This window comes from Mesorhizobium sp. WSM4310 (genome assembly GCF_007003935.1).
GTDB lineage: Bacteria > Pseudomonadota > Alphaproteobacteria > Rhizobiales > Rhizobiaceae > Mesorhizobium.
In genome coordinates this window covers 23,035-41,840 of sequence record NZ_VFTA01000018.1, presented here as the reverse complement: position 1 = coordinate 41,840, position 18,806 = coordinate 23,035, and the positions used below count along the sequence as shown (strand labels likewise).

The window sequence follows — 18,806 nt, the reverse complement described above, 5'->3', positions numbered from 1 at the left end:
TCCCCCAATACCTTCGCGCACCACTGCTACGCGTTACATCCGCGCCCTGGCCGAAGAGGGATCATAGGGCGAATCCGCGATGACCTCAGCGGTCTTCCATTCCCCCAGAATGGCGACGTCGAGCTTCGTGCCGGGCGTGCCGAGACGCTCGGGCAACAGCGCCAGCGCCACATCGTGCCCGAGCGTGTAGCCATAGCCGCCCGACGTGATGCGGCCGACAAGTTCGCCGCCGATGTACAGCCCTTCACTGGCAAGCGTGCTGGCGCCGTCGGTTTCTATTCTGAGCGTCACCGACCGGCGCTGGTCGCTCCTCGCCTTGTATTTCACGACCGCGTCGCGGCCGACGAAATCGCCCTTGTCGAGGCGGATGAAGCGCTCGAGCCCGCTCTCCAGCGCGTTGAGTTCGGGATTCATGTCGCGATACATGGCGCGGTAGGATTTCTCCAGCCGCAGCGATTCCAGCGCATGCAGCCCGACGAGCCGCATGCCGTCCTTCTCGCCCTCTCTCAGGATCGCGTCGAGCAATTGCCGCTGGTAGGCCATCGGATGGTAGAGTTCCCAGCCGAGTTCACCCTCGTAGTTGACGCGCAGCAGCCGCACGTCGCTGGCAAGCGCCACGCTGCCGGTCTTCACACCGAACCAGGGAAAGCCCGCATTCGACAGGTCGATCTCGGTGAGTGGTTGCAGCACGTCTCGCGCCTTCGGCCCGACGACCGTGAAGCAACCGCGATCGTTGGTGACGTTCTTCAGACTGACGCTGCCGTCGGCGGGAAGCAGCCTTGAGAGATCGTCGAAATTCCAGCGTTCCGCGCGCGGCGTCGAAATCAGGTAGAAACTGTCGTCGCCAAGGCGCGCCACCATATATTCGGCCTGCACGCCGCCGGCAGCGGTAAGGTGATGCGCCAGCACCGCCCGGCCGGTCGCCGGCAGGCGGTTGGCGAGGATCGTGTCGAGCCAGGCGGCCACGCCTGGCCCCCATACTTCGAACTTGGTCATCGGCGTCATCTCGACCAGGCCGACGGCGTTGCGCACCGCCTGCACCTCCTCGCCGACGAAGACGCCCTTTTTAGTCCAGCGCCAGCTGCACTGGTCCTTGGCCTCGACGCCCTTGGGCGCGAACCAGTTCGGCATTTCCCAGCCGTTGAGCACGCCCCAGACCGCACCCAGTTCGGTCAGCCGCGCATAGGACGGCGCGGTCTTCTGCGGGCGGGCGGCGGGCATGTCCTGTCCCGGATATTTCTGCTCGGCATGCGTGCCCCAGGCCTCGCGGACCTTCTCGCGCGTCCAGGCCTTGTTGGCATAGTCGCCGAAGCGGCGCGGATCGAGATCGGAAGTGTCGAGGCTGTTGCCGCCCTCGACGATCCGCTCCGACAGGTAATAGCCGATCGTGCCGCCCCACAATATGCCGCCCGGCACGCCCTCGGCCAGCCACACATTGGGCAGGCCCCAGGCCGGTCCCATCAGCGGAAGCTCGTCCGCCGTCATCTGGAAGGGACCGCGGACATTGGCCTTGATTCCGGCACGTCCCAGCGCCGGCACGAGCTGCGTTGCCTGCTCCCAGTTCCACGACACCGCCTCGAAATCCTCTTCGACGAGGTCGGCGCCGAACCAGGCGGGAACGCCGTCCTCGGCGAACAGCTTGAGGTGTTCGGTGCGCTCGTAGGGCCCGAACATGAAGCCGTCGCCTTCCTCGCGCAGATAGCCTTCAAAACCCTCGTCGCGCAGGATCGGCATTTCGGCACGTCCCTGCTTTTTGCGCTCGACGATCTCCGGCACGGGCTCGGTGATCCAGTACTGGTGCAGGATCGGGATGGCGGGGATGTCGAGGCCGAGCAGCGCGCCGGTCTGGCGCGCGTAATTGCCGGTGGCGCAGACCACATGTTCGCAAATGATGTCGCCCTTGTTGGTGGTGACCCGCCATTCGCCGCCGGCGGTCCGCTGAAAGCCGGTGACCTCCGTGTTCAGGTGGATCCTGGCACCCAGATCCCGCGCGCCCTTGGCCATGGCATGGGTCACGTCGGCCGGCGCGATATGGCCGTCGTCGGGATGATAGAGCGCGCCGAGCATATGCTTGTTGTCGAGAAGCGGGCAGAGCGCCCTCGCCTCCGCCGGCGACAGCAAATGCGCCCGCATGCCCTGAACGTCGGCCACGCTCATATAGCTCTTGTATTCGTCGAGCCGGTCCCTGGAATTGGCGATCCGCAACTGGCCGCATTTGTGCCAGCCGACCGGCTGTCCGGTCTCGGCCTCTAGCCCTTCATAGATCTCGATGGTCTTGTTGATCATCCGGCCGATATTGATGTTGCGGGCATAGGACGGGACGAGGCCCGCCGCATGCCAGGTCGAGCCGGCCGTCAGCTGCGTGCGTTCGAGCAGCGCGACGTCGGTCCAGCCGCGCTTGGCCAGGCCGTAGAGGATGCCCGCGCCGACGCACCCGCCGCCAACAATCACCACCCGCGCATGTGTCTGCATCGACCCACCAAATCCCAGTCATTTCCAATGTGTAGGGTCGAAGCTACAGACGGCGAAAGACCCTGTAACGTCTTCAAAAACTAGGGGTGATGATAAGCTGGATTTATGCAGGCTCCACGTGGCCGAGCCCTAGCCGAAAATCCGCTCGCCCTGTTCATCGACCAGCTGGATGCCCTTCTTGATCGAGATGTCGACGGCGTCGTCGAGGCCGGCGAAGCGGTCGGCGCGGATGAATTTGTGCTCCTTCACCACGCCGTCGATCTCCTTGGAGACGATACCGCAGGTCTGGTACTGGCCATCGTTCTTGTAGGGTGTAGCGCTGATCAGGAAACCCTTGTGCTCGACCTGCTTGGCGGGTGCGGCACTCTTGGCCTCGGCCGCTTCACCGCCGCCACCGCCGAAAAGACGTTTCAGAAAAGACATGGCTCAAATCTCCTTGTTCGCCCTGCGATCGCGGCCTGCCTGTCCGCGATTCACGACGCTGTTGTCCCAGCATGCGCGAATGTGCCGCCGCGTTCCAGCCCCCTCTCACTGTTCCGCCGCTGTCCTGACGACCGGTTCTGCGTTGCGGGAGGCGCATGGGAATTCAATCACGATCGGCAATATACCGCTGCGTGCCATGAATGTCCTTGAATATGGGTGGCGATATTTCGTACCAGTAAGCCGTTCATGACCAGCGAGTTGCGACCCCGTTACTACACCGGCTTCGGCAAGTATCTTCTGAACCGCCAACCGACCCGCTCACGCTGTGTCGCAGCGGCATACCGCATAATCGGGTTTGACGTCGGCTTGAAGGACAACCGTATGATTGAACGTCTTGCCACCGGAAGCGCATTGCTTGGTGTACCGCTTGCGACGATTCAAGACGGCACCTTGCGCTACACCTACAAGGGCGTGCCCACCTACAAAAATCCATTCGATCTGGCGCTGTACCAAATGCTGCTTTGGCAGCAGAAGCCCAGGACATTGATCGAGATCGGCTCCAAATGGGGCGGCAGCGCGCTCTGGTTTGCCGATATCATACGCAGCTTCGGCGTCGACTGCGTCATTCACTCGATCGACATCACGCCGCCCTCGATCAGCGTGCCGGGCGTGACGTTTCATCGTGGCGACGGTCGCGACCTGGCGGCAACCTTACCGGCGGAGCTGATCGAGAGCCTCCCCAGACCGATGTTCGTCATCGAGGATGCGGACCATCATTGCGAGACGACGCTCGCCGTGCTGCGCTTCTTCGATCGTTGGCTGGTTGCGGGAGAGTATATTGCCGTCGAGGACGGTATTGTCGACGATCTTTATGGTCCAGAATTTGTCGCCAAGCTGATGGGCGGCCCACGCCGTGCGGTCGAGCTGTTCTTGCGCGATCGTGGGCAGGACTATGAAATCGATACCAGCCTTTGCGACCACTTCGGCACCAATGTGACCTGGAACGTCAACGGCTATCTCCGTCGCGTTCGCTAGAGCAATTGCAGAAAAGTGTGAAGCGGTTTTCCCGGGAAAAGCGCTTAGCGCTTGCCCTTGGGAATTGCGTAAAAGGAAAATACTCTCACTCCTTGCGCCACCAGGATCCGGTCCAGTCGACCTCCTGCATCGGTGCCGTGATGCCGTGTTGATCGCGAAAATCGATCACCGCGCGCTGGCATGGATCGAGAGCGCGATCGTCGATGACGACAACACCGCCCTGGGACAATTTGGGGTAAAGGGAATTCAGCGCCACAATGGTCGACTCGTAAAGATCGCCGTCGAGCCGCAGCAGCGCGAACGGCCCGGCCGACAGCGACGGCAGGGTGTCGCTGAACATCCCTTCCACGAACACGACCTGCTCGTCGAGCAGCCCATAGCGTGAGAAATTGTCCTTGACCGTCTCCAGCGAGACGGCCAGTTCCTTGAACACGTTAAGGTTCCACCCGGTATCCCAGGGATAGAGCTCTTCGTTTGGCGCCGGCAGGCCGGCGAACGAGTCCACGACATAGACCTTGCGGTCGTGGATCTGGTTCGCGGCAAGAACGCCGCGCATCAGGATGCAGCAGCCACCGCGCCAGACGCCCGTTTCGATGAAGTCGCCAACGATGCCGTCGTCCAGCACCTGCTGTGATAGATTGCGCAAGCTCTCGAGACGCGCCTGGCCGACCATCGTGTGAGCCTGCGTTGGCCAATCCTTGCCGATCGCGCGGGTTTTCGGGTTGAACGGCTCGACCACCATCGGCTGAACCTCCGGGTTGATCGCGGGATCCTGGTAAATCGTGTTGAGCAATATCCTGATCAGGAGATCAAGATACAATTCCCGCGCTGCTGGAGTTGAATCGTTGACTGTCGTCATCATCCGGCCCTTCATTGCTCCGATCTGCCACGTTCGCGAATCCGCGCGACGCGTCAACCCTCAACGTCAAGCCAATTGCTCAGGACGATGTCCTGCGCGAGCGTTTGGAATGCAGCCGATCCTGAACGAGTTGACAATGGTGAGCAGACGAAGACCGTCTATTGCAAGGCCGGTGGCTCATAGGTCTGGTCAAGGCGCCGGCCTTCAGCTTGGCTTGCCGAAGGCCTGCAAGCCTTCAACGTCTCGATTCACGACGCTGTTGTCCCAGCATGCGCGAATGTGCCGCCGCGTTCCAGCCCCCTGATGAAGACGGCGACCAGCAGTTCGATCTGCCGGTCGATCTCGTCGGCCTGCCGGCGAACGGACCTGCCGGCGTAGCCGCTGGTGACGATGCCATGCACGCTTGACCACAATGTGCGCGCGGCGATCCGGCGGGTGTCGTCGTCGAGGTCGAAATCGCCGCCGGCGAGCACGCCGGCAATGATCTCGAACAGCTGGTCGAGCCGCGCCTCATAGGCATCCGGCTCGGTCAGCGTCGGACGCCGCCTGTTGAAGGCGAGCAGCGCCGGCCAGCTGCCGGGATGCGCTTCGACAAAACGCACATAGGCGCCGGCCAGTGCCAGCAGGCGCTGGCGCACGTCGGTGATGCCGCGCTGGGAAAGATCGGCCATCGCCGCCGCCCCTGCCGCGCCCAGCCGGTCGAGCAGCCGCATGTTGACGGCACGATGCACCCCGCCGAGGTCGGAAAACAGATTGTAGACCGAGCCGACCGAAATGCCCGCCTGCTCGGCGATGGTCCTGGCCTTCAGATTGTCCATGCCGCCCTCGTTGAGCAGCACCTCGGCAATCGCCAGCACCCGCTCGCCTGTTTCTTCCCTGTCCAGCGCCATGCTTGTCCTCATGGATGCCGTGCCCTCGGCCCGGCTGTTTCGAACCACGATCGTCCCTCCGTCTACCACATCCGGGATTTCGTGAACAGTGTTCAAAAACAGGTCTGAACGATGTTCATTCCTGGCACGAGCGCCTGTCGGCCGAGATGACCGCCAAGATCGAGAAGGCCCGCAACGAAAGGCTGATCAGCGAATATGTCGGCAAGGAATGATCCGCATTCGCGCTGACGCAAAAAAGCCCGGGTCGACCCGGGCTCTTTTCATGCATTTATTGCATCTGGATCAGCGGTGCGTCAGAGCTTCCAGCGCTTCCGCCGCGGCTTCGAGAATGGCGATCGCCTCGGCCTGCTTTTCGGCCGGGGCATCGACGATGTCGCCCAGGGCAGCGCGCAGGCGGTGGCGGATGGCGCGGAATTCGTCGCGCGTTTCCGAACGCTCGCCACGCCCGCCCCGGCCACCGCGGCGGTCCTCGCCATCATCGTTCCAGCCGAACCAGTCGCGTGCCTTGGCCATCTTGCGGCCAAAGCGCTCGAGGTGGTCGAGCACGCCGTCGATCATCTCGCGATTGTCGGCAAGATGCGCCTGCCCGGCCTCGGTGATGGAAAACACCTTCTTGTTGCCTTCGCTCGACGAGACGGCATAGCCGGCCTCTTCCAGGAAGGTCAGCGTCGGGTAGACCACGCCCGGGCTCGGGCTGTAGATGCCGCTTGTGCGCTCTTCCAGCGCCTTGATGATGTCGTAGCCATGGCGCGGCGCCTCGGCCAGCAGCGAAAGCGTGATCAACTTGAGGTCGCCGTCGGCCAGCATGCGGCCGGCGCGGAACATGTCGCCAGGGCCACCGCGTCCGCCGCCGCGACCGCCGCGACCGCCGTGGCCGAACGGACCAAAGCCGCCGCCTCTGCCACCGAATTTGCCGGCCATGTGCATGAACATGCGTTCGCCGAAATGACTATGTCTGTGCATGATTGCTCCTTGAGTTCTATCTTACGATATATCTTAATTAGGCACCTGCCCTGCTGGTGTCAAGATATATCTTACGATGTATCGGAATGCGCCGCCAGCCGGATCGGCCTTCCCGGGTCTTGTCGTTGCAGACGACGGAGTTGGATGCGTTCGGCTACCAGCGGCCCTTGCGCCGGTTCCAGGCGTAGAGCAGGTCGGCGAACCGGTCATAGGCAAGTCGTGTCAACGGCAAGGCAACCGGATTACCGAAAAGCGCGGCCAGCCAGCCCTCGCCCGGTGTCGCTTGCCATATGGCAATCGCGACATCGACGCCGACCAGCAGCCGGCCGGCCGCGTCGGTGGCGTGCAGCCGGCGGCGGATGTCTTCCAGCGAAGCGCCAAAACGGCCAAGCGCCGCCGGCTCCAGATTGATGTCGCGAAACTCGATCCGCCCCGCCTGGACCGCTTCGATCAGCCGCCGCTTTTGCCGACTGATGCCCGCATCGCAGACAGGGCATCGCGTGTTGTACCAGACGGTCAGTTCAGGCTTGGGTGTTTGCTTGAGCATGATGTTGGCATGCTCAGCCGTGGCTATGCCGATGATGCAGGTCCGGATAATGCGGATGCCGGTGGCGCATCGGCGCGTGCCGGTGCCAGTGCGAATGCGGCTCGCTCACCGGCCCGTCATGATCGTGCTGGTGGTGCTCGTCATGCACATGGCTGTGCTCATGTTCCAGCGCCTCATGGTCGTGCTCGTGCTCATGGCGTTCCGACAGATGCAGCCACAGGCCGACACCCATCAGAAGCCCCGCGATCACCAGTTTGAGAGTGACGGCATCGCCCAGCATGACGATGGCCACAAGCGCACCGATGAACGGAGCGAGCGAATAATAGGCGCCTGTGCGCGCCGTCCCGAGATGGCGCAGCGCCAGGATGAACATCGCCAGGCTGACGCCGATACCGAGGAAGCCGACCGCGGCCGTGGCCGCGACAATGGATATCGTGGGAAACGACGCCCCGGCGGCAAGCGCCAATCCGACATTGGCCGCACCCGCCACCAGGCCTTTCAGCATGGCGATCACCACGGGGTCGGTGGCTGAAATCCTGCGCGTGAAATTGTTGTCCAGCCCCCAGGCCACGCAAGCCCCCGCCACCAGCAGGGCGCCCGGGTTGAAAGCAACGCCGCCGCCGTCCCATGACAACAGCACCGCGCCCGCCAGAATGGCGAAGGCGCCAAAAAGCAGGCGCCGGTCGACATTCTCGCGATAGACGAGCCAGGCGATCGCCATGGTCGCCAACCCTTCCAGGTTGAGCAGCAGCGCTGAACTGGATGCCGTGTTGAGGCTGAGGCCGAACATCAACAGCACCGGCGCGAGGATGCCACCCATGCCGATTGCCAGCGCCAGCCAGGGGATATCCCGGGCGGCCAGTTGCGCTTCGCCAGCCGCCGCCTGCCTGCCGCGAAGCAAGCGATAGAGAGCGAGGCCGAGACCGGCGCCAAGATAGAGCAGGCCGGCCAGCATGAAGGGGTTCACGGCGTCGAGCAGCAGCTTGGAAAGCGGCGGCGTCGCGCCGAACAGAGCGGCCGAGCCAAGGGCGAGCGGCACGCCGGGCCAAAGATGCGAATGTGTTTCGGACATCATCTCACCCTATGACAGCCGCGCATGGCCTCGGTGCATCCGTTGTCGCGAAACAGCGCCCACTCTTATCAAGGCAAGGCTGCCAGCCAGTATCGAGACTTTCTTCATCGCGATCCTCTGGCCGCAGTTTATCACGGCAAAGCGTCCTGTCCTGCGGCAAAGCGCCGTCAGGCCGGGTATCTTGTCGTCGCCTTCGAACCCTGCCGCCTGCTATCCAAGCGACGAGATGATCTCGCGGTAGGCGAATTCGGGGAAGGCTTTCAGCGTCCGCGTCCGGATGTTGCCGGCGGCCGCCAGCATCAGCGAGAAACGCGCCAGGACCGCATCGTCGGGTGCTTCCACCACCGCCACCATGTCGTATTCACCCATCGTCAGGTAGAACGCCTTGAACGAGCCGCCCATGTCGCCCAATTGTTTCCTGGCGGCATCAAGCCGTTTCGGCGAATCCCGCACATTCTTCGCGCCCTGCTCCGTCCAGTTCATCAGCACGATGTAGCTTGTCACGGCACACCTCCCTCCGGGGCCACGGAGCACGGCGTCTTCGCCGGGGCGGGCATCCGGGTTGTCGCCCAGAAAATGCATCCGACCTGGAAATTATCCTCCCGATGGATGCGAGCCGCAAGAGCGCGTGTCACAAACGAAAAAGGGCGCCAGGGGGCGCCCTTTTGTTCTTGCTGTCGGTATGTCTCAGCTGTCGAGGAAGCTGCGCAGCTTGCGCGACCTGCTCGGGTGCTTGAGCTTGCGCAATGCCTTGGCTTCGATCTGGCGAATACGCTCGCGGGTGACCGAGAACTGCTGGCCGACTTCCTCCAGCGTGTGGTCTGTGTTCATGCCGATGCCGAAGCGCATGCGCAGAACGCGCTCCTCGCGCGGCGTCAGCGAGGCCAGAACGCGCGTGGTGGTCTCGCGCAGATTGGCCTGGATCGCGGCGTCGATCGGCAGGATTGCCATCTTGTCCTCGATGAAGTCGCCCAGATGCGAATCCTCCTCGTCGCCGACCGGCGTTTCGAGCGAGATCGGCTCCTTGGCGATCTTCAACACCTTGCGCACTTTTTCGAGCGGCATGGCGAGCTTTTCGGCCAGTTCCTCCGGCGTCGGCTCGCGGCCGATCTCGTGCAGCATCTGGCGCGAGGTGCGCACGATCTTGTTGATCGTCTCGATCATGTGCACCGGAATGCGGATGGTGCGCGCCTGGTCGGCGATCGAACGCGTGATCGCCTGCCGGATCCACCATGTCGCGTAGGTCGAGAACTTGTAGCCGCGGCGGTATTCGAACTTATCGACCGCCTTCATCAGGCCGATATTGCCTTCCTGGATCAGGTCGAGGAACTGCAGGCCGCGATTGGTGTATTTCTTGGCGATCGAGATGACGAGGCGCAGATTGGCCTCGACCATTTCCTTCTTGGCGATCGCGGCTTCGCGCTCGCCCTTCTGCACCTGGTTGACGATCTTGCGGAATTCCAGGATCGAGATCGCCGTTTCAGTGGCCAGATGCTGGATCTCGGCACGCAGGTCCTTGATCGCATCCTTCTCGTTCTTGGTGAATTCCTTCCAGCCGCGCGAGGTCAGGTTGCCGATCGCGCGCGTCCAGTTGGGGTCGAGTTCGGAACCCTGATATTCCTTCAGGAACTCCTCGCGGCGCACGCCATAGCTTTCGGCGAGGCGCAGCAGCTTGCCCTCGTTCTGCACCAGGCGTTTGTTGATGTCGTAGAGCTGCTCGACCAGCGCCTCGATGCGCGCCGTGTTGAGCGACAGCGACTTCACCGCCTTGATCAACTGGTCCTTCAGCTCCTTCAGCCGGCGGTCCTGGCTGGGCGACAGCGTGCCGGCGGCGGCCAGACGGTTCTCGACCTGCTGGTCCTGCAGCTTGCGCAGCTTCTTGTAGGTGTCGGCGATGACGTCGAGCGTCTCCATCACCTGCGGACGCAGTTCGGCTTCCATCGCCGCCAGCGACAGGCTCGCTTCGTCCTCGTCTTCCTCGTCATCGTCCCCGATGCCGCGCGTATCGGTGCCGACATTGGTGATGTCGTCTTCCTCGTCGCGTCCGCGCCGCGGCTTTTCCTCGGCCTTGGGCGCTTCCTCGATGCGCTCGACCACCGGCGCCTGCTTGGCCTCCGGGCCGGCATAGGTGGCTTCGAGATCGATGATCTCGCGCAGCAGGATCTTGGATTCGTTGAGCTCGTCGCGCCAGATGATGATGGCCTGGAAGGTCAGCGGGCTTTCGCACAGGCCCGCGATCATCGTCTCGCGGCCGGCCTCGATGCGCTTGGCAATGGCGATTTCGCCCTCGCGCGACAGCAGCTCGACAGAGCCCATCTCGCGCAGATACATGCGCACCGGATCGTCGGTACGGTCGGTCGGCTCTTTCTTGGTTGTGGTGGCGGCGACCGCCGTGCCGGTCTGTTCGGCCAGTTCGTTGGCGTCTTCCTCGGCATCCGCCGCGGTGTCGCCGGCCTCGGCCTCTTCGCCCTGCTCGTCATCCTCGACCACGTTGATGCCCATGTCGGACAGCATCGCCATCGTGTCCTCGATCTGCTCGGAGGTCACTTCCTCGGAAGGCAGCACCGAATTCAGCTCGTCCATCGTGACATAGCCGCGCTTCTTGGCGGCCTTGATCATCTTCTTGACAGCATCATCGGAAAGGTCGAGCAGAGGGCCATCTGTGGCGCCTTCGCGTTCGGTCTCGACCTCTTCCTTTTCCTTAGTCGCCATAATTTTTATCTTCTCCTAGCGGCCGGGCATCGGGGCCGCGTAAGCTGTCGGACCAGTCAAATCGGATAGGCTCGTTTTGAAACGCGCTTCACCGGGCCACTAACTTCATTGATCGTTAAGTCCAGATTAACCCTGATATCTGTGGCAGGCTGCCTGCCTGTCCAGTGACCAGTACCTCACATCGCTCATTTCCCGTCGGCGCGGGTGCGGGTTAACGTTTCGAATCGTCCTGATTCCGCCATTCTGTCTGAAGGTCAAGCGCCTCTGGCATGATTCGCATGAAAAAAGCGAATCAATTACCCGACTTAGCGCGCCTTGCTCCCCTGGGAAGCCCGGCCACGCTCTCATTCTTGCACTCACCTGCACTTAGGCTCGCCCAGCCCTGCCCGACGAAACGCCGAATCCTTCGATCAGCGCTTCCGTCGCCTGCACATCCTGAAATTGCGCCTGAATTTCGATCAGATGGCGGAAGTTTTCGTCCGAGGGATCCGCTTCGAGCGCCGCTTCCGCCTGTTTCAGCTCCTTATGTAAGGTGCGCGCGCTGCGCTGCAAGTGCAGTGCCTGGTTCAGAGCGTCACGGGCGTCGTCAAGTGCTGCCGTCTCCAGCGCCGGCCATTGCCGCGCCCGCCGGATCAGGCCAACCGCGCGCTCCCAGATCTCGGCGCAGCCGGCACGCTCGATCGTCGCCACCACGGCGTGGCGGTCATTGGCCATGTCATGCGCCATTGCATCGAGGATAGCGGCGTGCAGCCGCTGCAGATCGGAATTGGCAAGGTCGAGAAATTCGACATGGGCGAAATTCTCGTCGATCAGCGCCGGATGGTTGACCAGCGCCACGATGATCGTCGCCTCGCGCACAGACATCCCTTCGCTGCCGCGCTTGACCAGCGCCGACTGGCCGAGGCTTTCGGTGATCGCCATGCGACCGCCGCCAGGCTTGGCGAACTGGCCGCCGGGTGCGACTGCCTTGCCCTGCCCCGGTTTCCAGTCCTGGCGTCCTTGCCGCGCATCGCGCTGCGAGCCGAAGAAGCTCTTTTCCCGCTCGCGCATTTCCTGCTGGTAGTGAAAGCGCGTGCTTTCGTCGCGGATGCGGCTGGTCAACTCCCGCAGCGTCTTTCCCAGTTCCGCCCGCCGTTCCGGCGTGTCGAAGACACCGCCAGCTGTCTCGCGCATCCACAACAGGTCGACCAGCGGCCGCGCATCGGCAAGCACTGCGCGGAACGCGTCCGGCCCTTCGGCCTTGACGAGGTCGTCGGGATCCTTGCCTTCCGGCAGCAGCGCAAAACGCGCCGAGCGCCCGGCCTGCACCGACGGTAACGCCAGATCCGCCGCACGCCATGCCGCCTTCAACCCGGCCTTGTCGCCGTCGAAGCACAGCATCGGTTCGGGCGCCATGCGCCACAGCAATTCAAGTTGGTTTTCGGTAAGCGCGGTGCCAAGCGGCGCCACGGCATTCTCGAAGCCGGCCTGCGCCAGCGCGATGACATCCATATAGCCTTCGACGGCGATCACCGTGCCACCCTTGGCCAGCGCCTTTCGCGCACGGGCGAAATTGTAGAGCACATTGCCCTTGTGGAAGAGCTCGGTGTCGGGCGAGTTCATGTATTTGGCCAGCGCATCGGGCGCCAGCGCCCGGCCGCCAAAGGCGATGATCTTGCCGCGCGAATCCGGAATCGGGAACATGATGCGGTCGCGGAACCAGTCATAGGAGACCGGAATGTCGTCGCCATGGCGCACCAGCCCGCAGGCTTCGATATCGGCCTTCGGCACGCCTTTTGCCGCGAGATGCTCCTTCAGCGCATTGCGGCTGTCCGGCGCGTAGCCCAGCCGGAACGACTGCTGCGTCGCCGGCGTCAGCCCGCGGTCCCTGAGATAGGCTCGGGCCTTTGCCCCCTCAGGTCCCTGCAGCCGCTCCTGGAAGAAGGCGGTCGCCATCTCCATGACGTCGGTCAGGCTGGCGCGTTCCTGCTCGCGCCGCTCTTCCTGGGCGTCGCGCACCGGCATCGGCACGCCGGCCATGTCGGCGATCTTTTCGACCGCTTCGGGGAAACTCATTCCGTCGAGTTCGGTCAGGAATTTGAAATGATCGCCCGAGACCGAGCAGCCGAAACAATGATAGCGGCCCTTCTTGTCCTCGCAGTGGAAGGACGGGCTCTTCTCGCCATGGAACGGGCAGCAGGCCCAAAAGTCGCCACGCGACGCGTTGGTCTTCCTGCGATCCCACGCGACGCGCTGGCCGATAACCGATGAAATCGGCACGCGGTCGCGGATCTCGTCGAGAAAGGCGGGCGGAAAGCGCATTGAGGGAACTCGTTTCCCCACCATATAATCATGCCAGCGAAATCCGACGACCCCCAATACCGGCCATACCCGGTTTCCACAGGGTAAAAGGAAGGGCGGCCGTTACAGGCCGCCCTTCCTTTTCAGCCCGGTTGCGGCGCTTACTGCGCGGCGAGCGCGCCGAAGATGACGCCCGAGAGGATGCCGACCAGCACATAGTCGTTGCCGACGCGGATCCATTCCTGGCCGCGGCCGGGACGATGCAGGCCGTAGCGGCCATAGTCGCGGATCGGCCGGTGCTGCCTCCAGCCGGAATATTTCTGGCCATTGCGCCAGTGGTTCCGCTTCACGACGACTTTCTTCTTGAAGACGCGCTTCCTCACATCATCGTGGTGGCCCGGCTTCTGCCAGTCGACCTTGGTGTAATTCGACTGCGGCACGACCGGCGCGTTCATCGGCGCGGCCTGGCCGGCAAGTGAGGTGGCGGCCAGCATCGAGACGGCGACGACAGAAAGAACAATGCGCTTCATGAGAAATCTCCTTGGTTGTCGATGCCCGAGGAATAGCGGCCGGCGGATGAACTGAAACTGAACGCCGGCATTACAATTGTGTAATGAAATCTTCTGCTTATTGCCGATACTTGAACATCATCGCAAAGATGAGTGTCGGCCACTCGGCAAAACAACCGTTCCAGACCGGCCAAAGCCCGGCTGTGCAACCATTCGCGCACCCCATCCATTTCCCGACACGGCCTGTCGCGCCGCGACGGCCTCTTGAAATCGACAAAGTTTTATTACCCGGCTAAAATATTCCGGCTATTATTCACAGTGTCATGACCATGATTCGAACCCTTGCTTTTCCGCCTGTTGGCCGCGCCGTCCGCACTGCGTGCCCTGTCCGCATGCAGGCGCCGAAATGAGCGGTTCCGTCGTCCTTTTGCATCTGGCCGGCGCCGTGGCGCTGATGCTGTTTGCCACCCGCATGGTGAAGACCGGCGTCGAGCGCGCCTATGGCGATGTGCTGCGCCACAGGCTGCGCGCCACCATGCGCAATCCGATCATGGCGGTGCTGGCCGGCACCGGCCTCGCCATCGCCCTGCAGAGTTCGACCGCCGTGACGCTTTTGGTCGGCTCCTTCGCCGGTTCCGGTATCGTCTCGGGCGCCGCCGGCCAATTGGCCGTGCGCGGCGCCGAGATCGGCTCGGCGCTCGTGGTCAAGCTGCTGACCTTCGACCTCACGCTGCTGGTGCCGCTCTGCCTGATCACCGGCACGGTGATGTTCATGGCGACCGAGCGGCGCGACTGGCGCCAGACCGGCCGCATCCTGGTCGGCATCGGCCTCTTGATCCTGTCGCTGGAAATGATCGGCCAGGCGTCGGAGCCGCTGCGCAACAGCCAGCTGATGCCGGTCATCATCAACTACTTCTCCAGCGATTCCATCACCGCCTATCTCCTGGCGGCGCTGATCACCTGGCTGTTCCAGTCGAGCATCGCCGCGGTGCTTTTGATGGCGACGCTGGCCGGCCGCGGCCTGATCAGCCCGGAACTCGGCGTCGTCCTCATCCTCGGCGTCAATCTCGGCTCCTCCATCATCGCGCCGATGCTGACCCGCTCGGCCGGACCCGCCGTGCGCGTCGTGCCGATCGGCAATCTGCTGATGCGCGGGCTCGGCTCGCTGGTCATTTTGGTCCTTTTCATGATCGTCCGGCCGCATGTCGGCTTCCTCGGCACCACGGCGGCTGACCAGATCGTCAACGCCCACATCCTGTTCAACGTCATCATCCTGCTGGCAGGCCTGCCGCTGGCCGGCTTCGTCTACCGCGCCTCGGAGAAGATCGTCGCGCTCGGCACCAAGGCAGCGCCGGCTGCCTCGCTCGACGTCATCGAACTGTCCGCGCTCAACGAAAGCGCGCTCGATGTGCCGAGCCAGGCGCTGGCCAATGCCACGCGCGAGGTGGTGCGGGTCTGCGAGACGGTCGAGATCATGCTGAAGCGCATCATTGAGCTCTATGAGAGTGCCGACGCGGACAAGATAAAGGCGCTGGCCGCCCTCGACGACCGTGTCGACCGTAAACATGCGGCGATCAAACTCTACCTCGCCAAGGTCACCAAGAACCCGCTGACCGAGGACGAGGCGCTGCGCTGCCAGGAACTGATCGGCGCCTGCGTCAAGCTCGAGCAGGTCGGCGACATCATCGTGCGCAACATGCTGGTGCATGTGAAGAAGAAGGTCGATCGCGGGCTGGAATTCACCGACGAGGGATGGAGCGAATTGTGCGCCTTCCACGGCTCGGTGCTGGCCAATGCAAGGCTTGCCTTCAACGTGCTGGTCTCGCGCGACCCCGAAACAGCGCGCCAGCTGGTGCTGGAGAAGGACCAGTTGCGCGACCGCGAGAAGGAAACCAGCGCCAGCCATTTCCTGCGGCTGCGCGAAGGCACCGCCAAAAGCGTCGAGACAAGCTCGATCCATCTCGACACCATCCGCGACCTCAAGCAGATCAATTCACTGCTGGCCTCGATGGCCTATCCGGTGCTCGAAGAGCGCGGCCTTCTCACAGGATCCCGACTGAAGGCCAGCTAGCGAGAAGGGATTTGCCACGGCGGCGTCAACTTGGGAACAAGCTTGCGTCGTTCCGGCTCGAACGGCAAAATTAGTCTTTGCTCACCCTGCCTTCCGTCGGCTAAGCATCCGATGCCCCCGGGAGGAAATCGATGGATACCCATTCGCGCAGTTTCGCCAAGGCGCTTTCATGGCGCATGACCGGCACCATCGACACGATCATCATCTCGCTTGTGGTGACTGGCAGCGTCAAGCTGGCGGCCGCCATCGGCGTGACGGAGGTCTTCACCAAGTCGCTGCTCTATTATTTTCATGAGCGCGCATGGCTGAAGATCCCTTACGGCCGCAGGACCCCAGTCTAGGAGCTTGCCCACTGCCGGCATGCGCTGCGTGACCGATCGCGCCGGCGCCAAGGGGAGCAGTCAAGAAAAGCTAAAGTCGCGACAAAAATTTCTGGATTGCCCGCGCCTCCTATCCGTGGTTTGACGCCGTTCCAGCCAAGGCTTTCCCATGTCGCTTCCGCTCATTGCCCTGTTCATTGCCGCTTTTGCCTTCGGCACTACCGAATTCGTCATTGCCGGCGTGCTGCCGCAGGTGGCGGAAGGGCTCGGCGTTTCGGTTCCCTCCGCCGGCTACCTCGTCTCCGGCTATGCCTGCGGCATCGCCATTGGCGGTCCGCTGCTGGCGCTCGCCACCAAATCCCTGCCGCGCAAGACCTTGCTGCTCGGCCTCGCCATCGTCTTCACCATCGGCCAGGCGGCCTGTGCACTGGCGCCCGACTTTACCTCGATGCTGCTGCTGCGCATCGCCGTTGCCGTCGCGCACGGCGCCTATTTCGGCGTCGCCATGGTGGTCGCCGTCAGCCTCGTTCCCGAGGACAAACGCGGCATGGCAGTGGCGGTCATCCTGTCCGGCCTCACCGTGTCCAACGTCATCGGCGTGCCGGCAGGCACCGCCATCGGCAACATCTGGGGCTGGCGCGCGACCTTCTGGGTGATGTGTGCGCTCGGCGTGGCGGCAACGCTGGCGATGACTGCCCTTCTGCCGCGCACCGCCGGATATCAGGCCAAACCGGCCGGGCTGGCGCGTGAGGTCCGCGTGCTGGCGCGCCAGCAGGTCTGGACCTCGCTGATCCTGATGCTCATGCTGATGCTCGGCCAGTTCTGCCTGTTCACCTACATCACGCCGACCTTGCTGGAGGTCACCGGGCTCGACGAAGATCTGGTGCCCTGGGTGCTGCTGCTCAACGGCGTCGGCGCCACGCTTGGCGTCTTCCTCGGCGGCAAGCTGTCGGACTGGAAGCTGATGCCGTCGCTGATCACCATGCTGGCCCTGCAGGCGGTGACGCTGGCAGTCATCTATGCCGTCAGCCCCTATCCCCTGCCGATGATCGTGGCGATCGTCATCTGGGGTGGCCTCAACTTCGCCATCGGCACGCCGATCCAGACCCGCATCCTGGCGTGGACGGCCGATGCGTCCAATCTCGCCTCATCGCTGATCCCGTCCGGCTTCAATGTCGGCATCGCGCTGGCAGCGTCATTGGGCGCCGCCATGCTCAATGCCGGCTATGGCTATCGCAGCTTGCCGGTGGTCGGCGCTTTCGCCATGCTGGTCGCCGTGGTGGTGGCTGTCACCTCCCAGGTCTGGGAAGCGCGCAGCAATGCCACGCCGCCGCTGACGGCACCGGCGGAGTAGACCACGATCCGCATCGCCTCCTGCTGTGACGGCAAGACGGTCGGCGACTGCTATGTCATCCGCGCGCTGTCAGACCACGCGCTGTGTGCGGACGAGCATGTCTGATACTGAGATCCGGTCCGACGCGGGCCTCGGCCTGGGCGCGTGCCGTTCGTGAGACCAGGAGCAGACATGACGAGCACTGTCAGCGATTTCGGCTTGAGCTGCGGCAGCTTGCCGGCGGGCGCGCGCAATGCGATCACCGATGTGCCCGGTGTACGCGTCGGCCACTGCACGCTGCGCAACAGCGACACCAACACCGGCGTGACCGCGATCCTGCCGCATGGCGGAAATCTGTTTCGCAAGAAGGTGACGGCGGCAAGCCATATCATCAACGGCTTCGGCAAGACCACCGGCCTGGCGCAGGTGCAGGAGCTTGGCACCATCGAAACGCCTGTTCTCCTGACCAACACGCTCTCGGTCGGAACCTGCGCAACGGCGCTGATCCGCGACGCCATGCGTCAGAACCCGGATATCGGCCGCACCACCGGAACCGTCAATCCGGTGGTCGGCGAATGCAATGACGGTCCGCTGAACGATATCCAGGCCCTGGCGATATCAGAGGAACACGCCCTCACCGCGCTGGCCGACGCGCATGCGGGCGAGGTCGAACAAGGCAATGTCGGCGCCGGAACGGGAATGACTTGCTTCGGCTTCAAGGGCGGCATCGGTTCGGCGTCCAGAAAAATCGCGCTCGGCGGCGGCCATCATCTCGGCGTTCTCGTTCTGTCGAATTTCGGCAGACCTGGAGACCTCGTTCTGCCCGATGGGCGCCGGCCGGACCCCGGACAACCGGCCGGGGACGAGCGCGGCTCGGTCATGATCGTGCTGGCAACCGATGTGCCGCTCGAACACCGCCAGCTTGAAAGAGTGGCGCGCCGCGCTGGGGCCGGCATCGCCAGGCTCGGCTCCTTCTGGGGCCATGGCAGTGGTGACATCGCCATCGCCTTCAGCACCGGCAATCTGGTCGACCACGATGAAAGCCGCGATCTGGTGCCGCTGCTCGCGCTCAATGAGGCACGCATCGACATCCTTTTTCGCGCGGCGGCGGAAGCCACGCACGAGGCGGTGTTGAACTCCATGCTGTCGGCCGTGGCCTTCACCGGCAGGGCCGGCAAGCATCGCGCATCGCTGGCCGACTGGCTGCGCGATCAGCAACGTTGATGCATGTCGCCCAAAAGTGACCTCGGTTTTGGGAAGGCGACGTGCATAAAAACAGAGACCCTAAAGCGCGCCATGAATCCGTTTCGATGTGACGCG

At 63.3% G+C, this 18,806-nt stretch carries 16 protein-coding genes and 1 pseudogene; 6 read left to right on the top strand and 11 right to left on the bottom strand.

The features are described from left to right. Positions 1–33: 33 nt before the first annotated feature. Together FJV80_RS19615 and FJV80_RS19610 are read right to left on the bottom strand one after the other, a co-directional pair. Positions 34–2,472 (bottom strand): FAD-dependent oxidoreductase, encoded by a 2,439-nt coding sequence (locus tag FJV80_RS19615; protein ID WP_142877181.1) that lies wholly within the window; start codon positions 2,470–2,472, stop codon positions 34–36. A 129-nt stretch (positions 2,473–2,601) separates the two neighbouring features. Beyond that, entirely contained in the window at positions 2,602–2,895 is a 294-nt protein-coding gene (locus FJV80_RS19610; protein WP_095773652.1) for an HlyU family transcriptional regulator, read from the bottom strand. 246 nt (positions 2,896–3,141) lie between these two features. Here FJV80_RS19610 and FJV80_RS19605 point away from each other — a divergent pair, with 246 nt between their 5' ends. Beyond that, on the top strand, positions 3,142–3,930 hold the full coding sequence (locus tag FJV80_RS19605) for a CmcI family methyltransferase (RefSeq protein ID WP_246689000.1): 789 nt from the start codon (positions 3,142–3,144) through the stop codon (positions 3,928–3,930). A gap of 85 nt (positions 3,931–4,015) precedes the next feature. Here FJV80_RS19605 and FJV80_RS19600 read toward each other — a convergent pair whose 3' ends face one another. The 9 genes from FJV80_RS19600 to FJV80_RS19555 all read right to left on the bottom strand — a co-directional run bounded on the left by FJV80_RS19600 (position 4,016) and on the right by FJV80_RS19555 (position 13,783). Then, the gene (locus FJV80_RS19600) at positions 4,016–4,792 is read right to left on the bottom strand and encodes a TylF/MycF/NovP-related O-methyltransferase (protein WP_142877180.1); all 777 of its coding nucleotides are present in this window, start codon (positions 4,790–4,792) and stop codon (positions 4,016–4,018) included. A gap of 245 nt (positions 4,793–5,037) precedes the next feature. Continuing rightward, a complete protein-coding gene (locus FJV80_RS19595) occupies positions 5,038–5,679 on the bottom strand; it encodes a TetR/AcrR family transcriptional regulator (protein ID WP_142877179.1) in 642 nt (213 codons plus the stop codon). 282 nt (positions 5,680–5,961) lie between these two features. After that, positions 5,962–6,642, bottom strand: a complete 681-nt coding sequence (locus tag FJV80_RS19585; RefSeq protein ID WP_142877177.1) for a PadR family transcriptional regulator — start codon at positions 6,640–6,642, stop codon at positions 5,962–5,964. A gap of 154 nt (positions 6,643–6,796) precedes the next feature. Beyond that, positions 6,797–7,189 carry a DCC1-like thiol-disulfide oxidoreductase family protein gene (locus FJV80_RS19580; RefSeq protein WP_142877176.1) on the bottom strand — a complete coding sequence of 131 codons (393 nt, stop codon included), beginning with the start codon at positions 7,187–7,189 and terminating at the stop codon, positions 6,797–6,799. Between the two features lie 13 nt (positions 7,190–7,202). Further along, entirely contained in the window at positions 7,203–8,261 is a 1,059-nt protein-coding gene (locus tag FJV80_RS19575; RefSeq protein WP_095789214.1) for a DMT family transporter, read from the bottom strand. A 210-nt stretch (positions 8,262–8,471) separates the two neighbouring features. Then, positions 8,472–8,765, bottom strand: a complete 294-nt coding sequence (locus tag FJV80_RS19570) for a GYD domain-containing protein (RefSeq protein ID WP_027047268.1) — start codon at positions 8,763–8,765, stop codon at positions 8,472–8,474. 183 nt (positions 8,766–8,948) lie between these two features. Next, positions 8,949–10,973, bottom strand: coding sequence for an RNA polymerase sigma factor RpoD (gene rpoD, locus FJV80_RS19565; protein WP_095773647.1), 2,025 nt, complete (start codon positions 10,971–10,973; stop codon positions 8,949–8,951). 366 nt (positions 10,974–11,339) lie between these two features. Next, positions 11,340–13,274, bottom strand: coding sequence for a DNA primase (gene dnaG, locus FJV80_RS19560; RefSeq protein WP_095789148.1), 1,935 nt, complete (start codon positions 13,272–13,274; stop codon positions 11,340–11,342). Positions 13,275–13,414: 140 nt separating this feature from the next. Further along, a complete protein-coding gene (locus FJV80_RS19555; protein WP_095792873.1) occupies positions 13,415–13,783 on the bottom strand; it encodes an RcnB family protein in 369 nt (122 codons plus the stop codon). Positions 13,784–14,168: 385 nt separating this feature from the next. Here FJV80_RS19555 and FJV80_RS19550 point away from each other — a divergent pair, with 385 nt between their 5' ends. The 5 genes and pseudogenes from FJV80_RS19550 to FJV80_RS19530 all read left to right on the top strand — a co-directional run bounded on the left by FJV80_RS19550 (position 14,169) and on the right by FJV80_RS19530 (position 18,710). Further along, positions 14,169–15,833, top strand: coding sequence for a Na/Pi cotransporter family protein (locus FJV80_RS19550; RefSeq protein WP_095773644.1), 1,665 nt, complete (start codon positions 14,169–14,171; stop codon positions 15,831–15,833). A 131-nt stretch (positions 15,834–15,964) separates the two neighbouring features. Further along, complete coding sequence (locus tag FJV80_RS19545) at positions 15,965–16,174, top strand: DUF2061 domain-containing protein (protein WP_095773643.1); 210 nt, start codon at positions 15,965–15,967, stop codon at positions 16,172–16,174. A 148-nt stretch (positions 16,175–16,322) separates the two neighbouring features. Continuing rightward, the gene (locus tag FJV80_RS19540) at positions 16,323–17,507 is read left to right on the top strand and encodes an MFS transporter (protein ID WP_142877175.1); all 1,185 of its coding nucleotides are present in this window, start codon (positions 16,323–16,325) and stop codon (positions 17,505–17,507) included. 9 nt (positions 17,508–17,516) lie between these two features. Continuing rightward, a pseudogene (locus FJV80_RS35140) lies at positions 17,517–17,612 on the top strand (MerR family transcriptional regulator); the annotation flags it as partial. A 66-nt stretch (positions 17,613–17,678) separates the two neighbouring features. Next, positions 17,679–18,710, top strand: a complete 1,032-nt coding sequence (locus tag FJV80_RS19530) for a P1 family peptidase (protein ID WP_142877174.1) — start codon at positions 17,679–17,681, stop codon at positions 18,708–18,710. Positions 18,711–18,806: the final 96 nt, after the last annotated feature.

Bases quoted from the DNA above. Each gene is read 5' to 3' on its own strand.
- FJV80_RS19615 (WP_142877181.1), bottom strand. From the start codon at position 2,472: ATGCAGACACATGCGCGGGTGGTGATTGTTGGCGGCGGGTGCGTCGGC.
- FJV80_RS19610 (WP_095773652.1), bottom strand. From the start codon at position 2,895: ATGTCTTTTCTGAAACGTCTTTTCGGCGGTGGCGGCGGTGAAGCGGCC.
- FJV80_RS19605 (WP_246689000.1), top strand. From the start codon at position 3,142: ATGACCAGCGAGTTGCGACCCCGTTACTACACCGGCTTCGGCAAGTAT.
- FJV80_RS19600 (WP_142877180.1), bottom strand. From the start codon at position 4,792: ATGATGACGACAGTCAACGATTCAACTCCAGCAGCGCGGGAATTGTAT.
- FJV80_RS19595 (WP_142877179.1), bottom strand. From the start codon at position 5,679: ATGGCGCTGGACAGGGAAGAAACAGGCGAGCGGGTGCTGGCGATTGCC.
- FJV80_RS19585 (WP_142877177.1), bottom strand. From the start codon at position 6,642: ATGCACAGACATAGTCATTTCGGCGAACGCATGTTCATGCACATGGCC.
- FJV80_RS19580 (WP_142877176.1), bottom strand. From the start codon at position 7,189: ATGCTCAAGCAAACACCCAAGCCTGAACTGACCGTCTGGTACAACACG.
- FJV80_RS19575 (WP_095789214.1), bottom strand. From the start codon at position 8,261: ATGTCCGAAACACATTCGCATCTTTGGCCCGGCGTGCCGCTCGCCCTT.
- rpoD (WP_095773647.1), bottom strand. From the start codon at position 10,973: ATGGCGACTAAGGAAAAGGAAGAGGTCGAGACCGAACGCGAAGGCGCC.
- dnaG (WP_095789148.1), bottom strand. From the start codon at position 13,274: ATGCGCTTTCCGCCCGCCTTTCTCGACGAGATCCGCGACCGCGTGCCG.
- FJV80_RS19555 (WP_095792873.1), bottom strand. From the start codon at position 13,783: ATGAAGCGCATTGTTCTTTCTGTCGTCGCCGTCTCGATGCTGGCCGCC.
- FJV80_RS19550 (WP_095773644.1), top strand. From the start codon at position 14,169: ATGAGCGGTTCCGTCGTCCTTTTGCATCTGGCCGGCGCCGTGGCGCTG.
- FJV80_RS19545 (WP_095773643.1), top strand. From the start codon at position 15,965: ATGGATACCCATTCGCGCAGTTTCGCCAAGGCGCTTTCATGGCGCATG.
- FJV80_RS19540 (WP_142877175.1), top strand. From the start codon at position 16,323: ATGTCGCTTCCGCTCATTGCCCTGTTCATTGCCGCTTTTGCCTTCGGC.
- FJV80_RS19530 (WP_142877174.1), top strand. From the start codon at position 17,679: ATGACGAGCACTGTCAGCGATTTCGGCTTGAGCTGCGGCAGCTTGCCG.